General features: G+C 51.9%; 2 protein-coding genes. Both read right to left on the bottom strand.

All coding sequences use genetic code 11. The features are described from left to right. Nucleotides 1-131: 131 nt before the first annotated feature. The gene (locus ABJ99_RS13635) at nucleotides 132-374 is read right to left on the bottom strand and encodes a hypothetical protein (protein WP_054086289.1); all 243 of its coding nucleotides are present in this window, start codon (nucleotides 372-374) and stop codon (nucleotides 132-134) included. Continuing rightward, the coding region (locus ABJ99_RS29150) for a hypothetical protein (RefSeq protein WP_230081026.1) at nucleotides 371-584 on the bottom strand (214 nt) is incomplete at its 5' end. The genes ABJ99_RS29150 and ABJ99_RS13635, both read right to left, overlap by 4 nt.

The raw sequence follows: 584 nt of genomic DNA on the forward strand, positions 1-584 counted from the left end.
GGCATGGTGAGGGTTGTTGAAACGACGCCGATCCGGAGTGTCACGCATCGCGTCAGGAACTGCTCTCATAACTGAAGACTCCCGAGGTGTAGATCGAATACATCCAAGGCGTCACGAACGAGGCGATTTTTTCAAACTGCAGTGTATTTCTGAGTTGCCAGCACTGCAGCTTCTCTGCGAGCTTCCTGTACATCGATGTCATCCAGGCGCGCTTCAAACAGCTCATTCAGGGTCATTTCATCCTCCGATGATGTCCCGGTGATGACTGCTCCATTCCTGATAACCGACGCATTCACTTCGGTAGTCAGGGCGGCCCTTGATGCGGTGTTGTCTGGCATGCGGATGACATAGGTTACAAAGTTGCTGATACTCATGAGATTCGACCCGTAAGAGATTCATCGTGGCGTGGGTTCGCCGATGTGCAGATTTCTCTCACCAGATGATCCACGTAGAGGGCGTTTTTTTGCTCTGGCGAATAATCAGTTCCGAAAAAGCTGCCTGCTGGTGAAGAACGACGCTGAGCAGCTTCATTTCCACCAGCAGCCTCACGCAGAAGGCGCGATTTTTCACACCGGTCATCTACA

Origin of the sequence: Pseudomonas syringae pv. cilantro (assembly GCF_001293775.1) — a bacterium.
GTDB classification, from domain to species: Bacteria; Pseudomonadota; Gammaproteobacteria; order Pseudomonadales; family Pseudomonadaceae; genus Aquipseudomonas; species Aquipseudomonas syringae_P.

Coding starts and splice junctions, on each gene's coding strand:
- ABJ99_RS13635 (WP_054086289.1), bottom strand. CDS start 374: ATGAGTATCAGCAACTTTGTAACCTATGTCATCCGCATGCCAGACAAC.